The sequence below is a fragment of the Planktothrix sp. FACHB-1355 genome (genome assembly GCF_014748295.1).
Taxonomy (GTDB): domain Bacteria; phylum Cyanobacteriota; class Cyanobacteriia; order Cyanobacteriales; family Aerosakkonemataceae; genus Aerosakkonema; species Aerosakkonema funiforme_A.
The window spans coordinates 1-6259 of sequence record NZ_JACJUP010000295.1 but is presented as its reverse complement, the minus strand read 5'-3'; the positions used below and the strand labels follow the sequence as shown (position 1 = coordinate 6259).

Genomic DNA, 6259 nt, shown 5'->3' with positions numbered 1-6259 from the left:
GGCATCCCCTATTTACAGGGCGTTGTCCCGCCTGCGAAATGCCCTGCCTTAAATACGACCCCTCGCTAGTCTGGGAGTGCCAATATTGCGGATGGAAAGAATACCATTGCCAAACCTAACCGTTGTTTTGGTGCTTGTGTGGTAGCTTTAGGCGATAAGATTGCGATCGCCTCTGGATGTAGCTTAAATGATAAATAAAAATAAGTTATGAAGAAGTTTTTCTCGATCGCTGTCGCAATTTTTTTCTTGATAGCAGTCCCCACAGCCATCGCACAGCAACAATCAGCCACTGTTATCAGCGTTGGCGACGGCGATACAATCAGAGTCCGCAGCGCTAACCAAACCATTACCGTGAGGCTAGGCTGCATTGACGCACCGGAAATCTCCCAACAACCTTGGGGCGAAAGAGCCAGGTATAGATTAGGGCAGCTTCTACCCGCTGGTCAGGCTGTGCGACTGCGGGTAATCGACAATCGCGACCAATATGGTCGTACCATTGCCGAAGTCTTCAAAGCCAACCAATCTGTGAATTTACAGATGATTCGCGAGGGCTACGCAATTATTTATCCACAATATTTTGCTGGATGCAATGCCAGCCGTGGCCAGTACCAACAGGCAGAAACCGGAGCCAGACAAAATCGATTGGCTTTCTGGAGTCAGTCCAGCCCAATCATGCCTTGGGACTTCCGAGCCGGACGGCGAACCCCGCAACAGCCAGCTGCCAGACCCACCACCGCACCTACTACCCAAACTGCTGGCACTCCGCTACGGGAGCCAACCAGGGGACAGGGATGTCAATGTCCCTACGACATCGATCGACGGGGTAACGCTTGCGGTGGTCGATCGGCCCACTCCCGTCCCGGTGGAGAGGAGCCCAAGTGCTATGTCGGGGATTAGCGTGTTGCGTTGCACATTCCTGCTATCGCTACTTTTCGTCGCCGCCTGCAACGCCGAACGACTGCCGACGCAGCGGATGTTTGTGCAGTCGATCAACAGCGGCAGCGCGATCGACATGATGAGTCAGGGGCAGGTCTACAGGGTCAAGCTGTGCGGCGTCGATGTTGCGGCCAAACAGGACGATCGAGCTAGGAAGCTGCTTAAAAAACTGACCGAGCTGGCAGATGAAGAGGATAAAGCGCTGGTCGTTGTGACCGTGAGATCGCAGGGCAGCACCATAACGGCAGAAGTATTCGCACCCACGACCAACCGGGATGAGGAGAAGTCCCTGAATTCTGAACTGCTTGCAGCGGGGTTGGCGCGAACTAGCAAGGAAAACTGCCCAAACCAGGAGGCGTACCAAGCGATCGAGCAAGACGCCAAGGAACGGCGGGTGGGACTGTGGGGTGGTCGGTAGTTGGCTGAAAAGTTGTACAAAACTACCCATTGTTGGACAAATATCTTTGCTAAAATTAAGTTTGGTTCGCTGGACGCTCGTCTTGGTAAGTACTCCAAAGAGATGGAAGTGTTTCTTAACAAGAAATCTATTTCTAGCAAAAATTTAGCTAATCGGTATCAATCCCACTTGCTCGAAAGCTGCCCGAACCGCAAGTTCTGACGCGACTTGATAAGATCGCGCTCTTGAATCAACCGCATGGTAAAAGCCATCAATCAACAGAAGACGCAGATTGATAACCGGTTTGCATTCCCCTAATCCCGCGCCAGCTGCCAGTTTAATTCCTTGGATTATAGCCGGAAGAAACTCTTGTGGAATTTGCTCGGATGTAATGCACCAATCCAACAAAAATTGTGTTATTCCTCGATAAGGCTCGAGGTTAAAGGCAATGGGTACTATCGCAGGAGTTGGCTTGTTTACGGGTATTGTGCAACAACCGCAATTGCGATCGCTCTTACAACCTTTCCTACCCCAACCGGGCAGTGGCCCTTCTGAGCAAACGATGAATGAGGGCTGGTTTTCCTGCGAACTGGTGGGTACTGCCATTGATGGACGCACGGTGCGAGGATTAATACAGGATCGTGGAGATCCGGGCAACCGGGCGACGGTCAAATTCTTGTGTGAATCTGCTTTGAGTTTGGCATTGCAAAGTGATGAACTACCGGGTGGTAAAAATCGGGGAGGGATTTTGACTCCTGCTACTGCTTTAGGTGATGTTTTGGCTCAAAGGTTACGTCAGGCTGGTATGAGTATCGAAGTTGGAATCTAAATTTACATTTTCAACTTTGATTTATAACGCTACCTTTAAATGCCAACTAAACGATAAATAGTAACCGGGCGTTGTTGATCGATGCGATGGGCGCGGTCAGAAGCTTGGTCTTCCACAGCCGGATTCCACCAAGGGTCTGTATGAATCACATAATCAGCAGCAGTCAAATTAATCCCAGTTCCCCCAGCCTTAAGACTAATTAAAAAACGGTAGTAAGCGATCGTACAGCGAACTTGGATAAGAATGCCTGAGCGTCGTATTTTGAAATGCGACAGTTGATGAATAGCGATCGCATCTCCTTAAAACCTGTCGAATTTTAAAATTAGACAATAATTGAGCGTTAAAACTGTCGTATATTAAAATTCGACAGTGCAATCGAACTTATGCCGAAACAGAAAATTGTCATTGGAATTTTAGCGAATGCAGGTGGAGTAGGCAAAACAACCCTAGCCGTCCATCTAGCTTATGAGATATGCAAGCGAGGTCAGACAGTAGCATTAATCGACCTCGACCCCCAACGAGCATTAGATGTATTCTGCGGTTTACCTTCAGCAGAAGCGGAAAATTCAGTAGTGCGAGTTCTTGGAAAAGACTTTGACGGTAATTGGCCATTAGTTTCAGCTTGGTCAGACCCTAATATCGAAGTTTGCCAAGGTCACCCAACTATGGCGCAAGTAGCAAATGACTTAGTAATTCGCCGCCGGGGTGAATATGTTTTGGCAGACCGCTTAAAAAGCCACCCTTTACGTCACGATGTAATTATTCTGGATTGTCCTGCCACAATCGGAATAATTTGTGAAAATGCGATCGCGGCTAGTACGGGACTGTTAGTTCCCATTCAACTAGAGATGAAATCGGTTTCGGGAGTAGCTGATTTAGTGCAGTGGTTGATTGGAATAGCTGACGATCTAATGCTCGATCCCCATCCGCCTATTTTGGGACTCATACCCAGTTTGTATGACAACAGCCGCGCCATCCACCGCCAATATTTACAACAATTACCAGAAGTAGCCGAACAACTAAGAGTCAAGCTATATCCTCAAATTCGTGATTCATCCGAATTTAAGAATTCCAGTGCTAATGGCTTACCTTTACAAAAATATCGGCCAGCACATCAAGCTTGTAAAGACTTCAAAACCATTGCTGACGATATCGTTACTTTAGTACGCAAAGGAAAACTGTAATGGCAAAGCTTCCCAAAATCAGCGAACGGTTTACTGGTGCAATTCAAGCAACTGACCAAGCACAACGAATTGCTGAATTACAAGCAGAAGTAGAAAGGCTCAGAGCTACTCAATCTCCAGAACTAGAGCAGCAAATAGAAGAGTTAAGGAAAGAATTGCTAGCTGAGGAAGGGGAACTGGAAATAGCTGTAGATTTGATAGACCCCAATCCGTACCAACCTCGTCAGACAATAACTTCTGAAAGTATTCAAACGATTGCTCGTAGTATGGAGAAAGACGGGCAAATTGCACCAATAATTGTGATAGCACAAAGCGATCGCTATTTGTTATGGGATGGACAACGGCGCTGGTCAGCTGCCAAACTGCTGGGATGGACAACGTTGCGTGCTGTGAAGGCATTGATGCCAGAAGACTTGCATCGCAAAGCGCTGTTAACGTTTATCCACCACGAAGACCTCAATTCCTTAGATAAAGCAGAGGCTATTATCAAAGAACTAACTACCTCAACTGGCATGGGAGAGGAAGAAATTCCAACTATATTATCTACGGTGTTGCGACGGTTGGAACGTTCTGGCGAGGCTAACCAACTAACATCGCTGGTGACTGCTACCACAGAAGCACAGGTACAAGGTGTAAAATCTTTGGGAGTTAGTGAAAACGAAGAAAAAATACTTTTAGCACTATTGGATTTGGCATTAAATCCAGCATCGGTAAGAGCTAATTTAATGCCAATGTTATCTTTACCAAAGGATTTAAAAACAGCAATTCGAGAGCGGGGATTAAAAGGAGCGCACGCTTTAGCTTTAACGGTTATATCTGCTAAAAGTTTAAAGACATCAGAACGTCAGGCTACCAAAGAAAGAATTGAAGCAACTAATCGAGTCATCGAACAAGATTTGACGGTGCCGAAGACTCGCGAATTGGTGGCAAAGATTAAAGCTAAGTATGTTAAACCAGAGGTTTCTGAGTCGAAAGAAGTAACGGCTGTAGTAAAAGGAATTGAAAAATTGTCTTCATCGGTGATAGGTTCAACGAGTCCCGAACAATTGGCACAGTTGCGACAAGTTTTACAGCAAAAGCTGTTAGAGATTGATGAAATGTTGAATCAGTAGAGATTATTTTCTGTGTTTTTAATTCACTTTAACTTTGTCACTAACTTTCCCCCTACTCCCCTGCTCCCCTGCCAAAATAGTAAAAGTGACAGCGCTTAAGTGAACTGGTATCTTCTAGCAAGATGGGTAGAAAATGCTAACCCTCATAGAGATTAACGGTTTCAAAACCTTTGAGAACTTTACGCTTGATTTATCTCCTTTCGGGGTAATATTAGGGCCAAATGCTGCGGGTAAATCCAACCTCTTCGATGCACTGCGATTTCTTTCCCAAATAGCAGCAAATAACCTACGCGACGCCGTAAAAAATCTGCGTGGTGAAGCGGTTGAGCTATTCAGGCGACAAGCTGATGGTACAAGAGGTACGAAAATGTCTTTTGCCGTTGAGCTACTTCTCTTCAAAGAAGTCAGGGACCCTTGGGGTGATACGGTGGAAATTTCTCATTCAAGGGTGCGTTACGAAGTTGAAATTGAATTACGGCAAGATGAGCGAGGGTTGGAGCGACTTATTGTAGTCAGAGAAGCGGCTTTACCTATCTTGCCCGAAAATGACCGATGGCGATCGTTAGGACAAGAACCCTCCTCTCAATTTAGAGAGGCATTTTTCAAGTATTCTCGCTCCACACCTTGGTTAACAACAGTAGAAGCGGAAGGGGTGCGCCGTTTTCAAATTCTGCCAGATGATAATCAGGCAGGTCGCACGCACTCAGCCACAAATGCAGAAGCAACCGTGCTTTCTTCCATTACCAGTGCAGAATTTCCCCATTTGTTTGCCATTCGAGAAGAAATGCTCGCGATGCGTTTTCTTCAACTCGACCCCAGACAGTTACGACAACCGAGTGCTACCACTGCTGCTCTCGAACTGGAACCGAATGGCGCAAATTTAGCTACAGTGCTAGCCAGAATTCAAGCTCAAACAGCTACTTTAAGTCAGCCAAAGGGAGTTATTGCAGATATTGCTGCTGATTTAGCTTCTCTGATTCCCGGCGTAGTGGATGTAATTGTAGAGGAAGATGAGAAAGACCGGGAGTATCGGATTGAGATTGGTTACGCTCATCAACAGCCTTTTAGTTCTCGTGTAGTTTCCGACGGTACGTTGCGCGTTCTAGCTTTGCTGACAATCTTACATGACCCAGAGCATCACGGGTTGGTTTGTTTTGAAGAACCGGAAAATGGAGTTCATCCTTCTCGGTTGATGACGCTAATTCAAAGGTTGCGGGAGGGGGTAACTGCTCTCTCTTCTTTGGAAGTGGATGAGGGGGAACCGTTTTTTCAGATATTGGTTAACAGTCACTCGCCAGTGGTTCTCTCTTGTTTGGAGGAGGGAGAGGCAATGTTTGCTGATTTAGTTAGCGTTGTCAATCCGGAAATTGGTTCTGTAAGTCGGAAAACTCGAATTCGACCTGTGGTTACTTCTAATGGGAAGCAAGAGTATGTCACTCGCTTTGAGGTGGAACGGTATCTGAGTAGCGTTGACCGGGAGCGCTAACAGATGCGCTATTTGGGACTGGCTCTATTTGGCGAATGTCAGTAGGGAAACAGTTACATAATGTGCGATCGCTCTTACGATCGTTTCTTATCCGAATACGTAACAGGAAATTTTCAAACCCAGTATTACCAAGAAAAACACGGTACTAACCCGCCAAAATTAGCCAATCGTAAAATCCCCGTATCCAGTTATCCCGGCGTAGAATCAATTGAATTAAGTAGTCGGACAAAAGTAATCGACACTGTATGAACTTTTGTTAAGGCACTTGCAGGAGTGCGATCGCTACCCACGGATAGTACAAATGTATTGTAAAAA

8 protein-coding genes are annotated in these 6259 nt (G+C 46.3%); 5 read left to right on the top strand and 3 right to left on the bottom strand.

The window, feature by feature from the left end; all coding sequences use genetic code 11:
* The first annotated feature begins 207 nt into the window (after window positions 1-207).
* On the top strand, window positions 208-897 hold the full coding sequence (locus tag H6S82_RS14215; protein WP_190475897.1) for a thermonuclease family protein: 690 nt from the start codon (window positions 208-210) through the stop codon (window positions 895-897).
* 28 nt (window positions 898-925) lie between these two features.
* Here H6S82_RS14215 and H6S82_RS33525 read toward each other — a convergent pair whose 3' ends face one another.
* Together H6S82_RS33525 and H6S82_RS34030 are read right to left on the bottom strand one after the other, a co-directional pair.
* Window positions 926-1384 carry a hypothetical protein gene (locus tag H6S82_RS33525; protein WP_242056948.1) on the bottom strand — a complete coding sequence of 153 codons (459 nt, stop codon included), beginning with the start codon at window positions 1382-1384 and terminating at the stop codon, window positions 926-928.
* Window positions 1385-1498: 114 nt separating this feature from the next.
* On the bottom strand, window positions 1499-1783 hold the full coding sequence (locus H6S82_RS34030; protein ID WP_322112040.1) for a hypothetical protein: 285 nt from the start codon (window positions 1781-1783) through the stop codon (window positions 1499-1501).
* Here H6S82_RS34030 and H6S82_RS14200 point away from each other — a divergent pair.
* Window positions 1782-2162 (top strand): hypothetical protein, encoded by a 381-nt coding sequence (locus H6S82_RS14200; RefSeq protein ID WP_199315660.1) that lies wholly within the window; start codon window positions 1782-1784, stop codon window positions 2160-2162. The genes H6S82_RS34030 and H6S82_RS14200 overlap by 2 nt on opposite strands.
* 35 nt (window positions 2163-2197) lie before the next feature.
* Here the strand turns inward: H6S82_RS14200 and H6S82_RS34025 are convergent, their stop codons facing one another.
* Window positions 2198-2362: a C-terminal helicase domain-containing protein gene (locus tag H6S82_RS34025; RefSeq protein ID WP_347339500.1), complete on the bottom strand. Its 165-nt coding sequence runs from the start codon at window positions 2360-2362 to the stop codon at window positions 2198-2200.
* 183 nt (window positions 2363-2545) lie between these two features.
* Here H6S82_RS34025 and H6S82_RS14190 point away from each other — a divergent pair, with 183 nt between their 5' ends.
* From H6S82_RS14190 to H6S82_RS14180, 3 genes are all read left to right on the top strand, one after another.
* Complete coding sequence (locus tag H6S82_RS14190; RefSeq protein ID WP_190475890.1) at window positions 2546-3346, top strand: ParA family protein; 801 nt, start codon at window positions 2546-2548, stop codon at window positions 3344-3346.
* Window positions 3346-4458: a ParB/RepB/Spo0J family partition protein gene (locus H6S82_RS14185; RefSeq protein ID WP_191056335.1), complete on the top strand. Its 1113-nt coding sequence runs from the start codon at window positions 3346-3348 to the stop codon at window positions 4456-4458. The genes H6S82_RS14190 and H6S82_RS14185 overlap by 1 nt, the downstream gene beginning before the upstream one ends.
* Before the next feature lie 133 nt (window positions 4459-4591).
* Window positions 4592-5944, top strand: a complete 1353-nt coding sequence (locus tag H6S82_RS14180; RefSeq protein ID WP_190475934.1) for an AAA family ATPase — start codon at window positions 4592-4594, stop codon at window positions 5942-5944.
* Window positions 5945-6259: the final 315 nt, after the last annotated feature.